Source organism: Endozoicomonas sp. SESOKO2, assembly GCF_024606245.1.
Lineage (GTDB): Bacteria > Pseudomonadota > Gammaproteobacteria > Pseudomonadales > Endozoicomonadaceae > Endozoicomonas_A.
Map to the genome: position 1 here is coordinate 1 of NZ_JAHHPQ010000482.1, position 2541 is coordinate 2541.

1 protein-coding gene is annotated in these 2541 nt (G+C 43.4%); it reads left to right on the top strand.

Translation table 11 applies throughout. The annotated features are described in order from the left end of the window. Window positions 1-394 precede the first annotated feature (394 nt). The gene (locus KDK17_RS10820) at window positions 395-2362 is read left to right on the top strand and encodes a hypothetical protein (RefSeq protein ID WP_257288081.1); all 1968 of its coding nucleotides are present in this window, start codon (window positions 395-397) and stop codon (window positions 2360-2362) included. Window positions 2363-2541: the final 179 nt, after the last annotated feature.

A 2541-nucleotide genomic window follows, 5' to 3' on the forward strand; every position in this document is an offset into this window, starting at 1 on the left:
ACCAATTTATTGCAACCGCAGTAGGACAGCCTTAAGTCCGACAGGCTGCTAGCAGGCTTCCCGACAAACTGCTGGCTTCAAAGCGGCAATTGCCCGATGTGCGCAGTGTCTTATGCTGCCAGATTAGCACTAGCGGGTTTAAAGCCAATATTCTGCTTGTCACTGTCGCAACTGACTATCTGCATGTTGCCTGCAGACTCAGGAGTAGCGCTAAACGCACTTCCCCGGTTGAGGTTTTTATGAAGTCAGCACCGGCTTCAATGCAGATATCGTTGGCTCAACGAATCATAATCAGGTGATAAGGCTGAGTCTCACTGATACTTAAAATTCGGCACTCCTGCAATCCATGGGCTAGTTTATCTGAGCATTCATAAACTGGATAAGGTAGATGTTGATGACACACTCCATTGCTCAATTACCTACAGCAACAAAGCAATCGATATTTTTCCAACATAACAAGGCTCATCAGTCGGTTGCTGCTTCCCTTGGCCTCATCATGATGGTTTGTCCCTGCTCTAAACTGCTGGCAAAAAACCCTTTCTCAATGCCTGTGGAGGAGATATTTACTGAAGATAAAACGACAAAAACGTCTAGCTTTCTGGACGATTTGATTAACCACAATGTTTATTTAGGAACCCCCCCTCCTTTTACCCTCAACCCGAATACGACACATCTCATCTTTGCTTTAAATCATGAAAATGAACGAGACGAAAAAATGGATGTGCATACAGAAGAACCACAGGGCGCTGAAGCACTGCAGCCTCAGCCTTTAATGCAAATCCCGCTCCCATTGATAACCCATGCACAAATTACTGCCAATATCCAACAGTTGAATACAGGCCTGAATGGAGACGCTCTGATCCTGAATACTATGTTGAGTTACGTCCCGGTTACTCTCCCCAATGAGAGCCTGACAATTCTGAGTATGATTCAACAAGTGAAAAAAGCACTCCATGTTGAGTCTGACGAAAACCAGAATGTGTTACTAGGCGTTCTCATTAACATCCAGGGTACTGAATCTCCTGTCGATATCACCAGGCCAGAAGATCAACAGAGCCTCGCGATGTTGATGGTGAGTTACTATACAGCCATCCACTGCAAGGGAGCCCACCCACAAGCCGCTTATTGGTTTTTTCACTCATTCCTGCTTCACGCCGCTAGCTTGTCTGGTATCGACAGACTCGATGCAAAAAAAGTTGAGCTTTTAGGTGCAAAAACACCTATAGAAGATCCCAAAATTTTAAAAGCAAATATCGAAGAATCTAATAAATGCTTCATTGGCCTGAAAGTGCTGGAAAAAATGCGCCTTATATTTTTGAGCGAATCGGAAAAACCCTCGCAAGCTGAAAAATACACGCCATCAGCCGACCCACTGCTAATTGCCGCTTTCTCCCTGCTCAACTATGACATTAATCAAAAAAAAATACCGATTTATCAGCGTAATATAAAATCTGCTAAACGAATGTCCAGTCTGATAAAAGAATATCGTAACACAAAACCTGAATTAGTTGCCTCGTGTAGTCAGTTTGTGAGTCTCATTAATGCCATAAGCCTGATGCTTGATCCTTTCTCTATACAACTCGCAAATACACATCTTGACAACCTATCGAGTTATTTTAGTCTATCAAATTGGTTAGACACCAATACTGACTCTTCAGGCATAAAAGGCAAAGAACAGGCATTATTTGGAATATTCGAAAAGGTATTAAAAGACGCAAGAGACAATCCTGGAAATGAAAAGCCTGAATTATTTCAAGAGTTGCTTCTAACCCTGGAACAGTACATAGAGAAACAATTACCAAAAGCTTTTATTGAAGAAGATTACTACGTCATAATGGTAGTTCTGGGCACAGAATTTTCGGATCTGCTGGAACAATCCGTCAAAACGCTGGCATATCTGGCAACGAATGACACTGTTGCTAATCAGCAGGCCGATGGAGCCAATTACGACGAGACAGTGGAACAAGAAGGAAAAGAGTTCAGCGAAGAAAAGAAGAAGAAAAAATACCTGAAAGAACGGATAGACTACTTGGAAGATTTCGTCGGTTGGTTCGGGCTTAACTATGATTTTGCTATGAATAATCCTTGTGACTCTGACAGTAGTGACTATCGCTATAGTCACCATAACAATATTGATTATGGCAGTGGAGACTCCAACAGCACTGACTCTGGCAGTAGTCACCGTAACAGTATTGACTATGGCAGCGGTGACTCTGACAGCAGTGAGTCCGGTGGTAGTCCCCGTAACAGTATCGATTATGGCAGTATCGACTATGGCAGTGGCGACTCTGAAAGTAGTGATGCTGTCATGGGTGACACTGAAAGTAGTGATACTGACAGACCCGATAATGACAGAGAGTAGTCTTGACGGAGTTTATTTTTAGTCTCCTTCCTGTTCTCTCAAAGTAAGCGCCATCAGCACACTTCTTCGCAAACTGCTGGCCATACGCATTGCCGGGAGGTCAGACTGAGTCTGGCTGGTGCAGAAAAGTGAGCACTGCTGCAATCCATGGTCTAGTTTATCAGGGCATTTATAAACTG

Coding starts and splice junctions, on each gene's coding strand:
- KDK17_RS10820 (WP_257288081.1), top strand. CDS start 395: ATGACACACTCCATTGCTCAATTACCTACAGCAACAAAGCAATCGATA.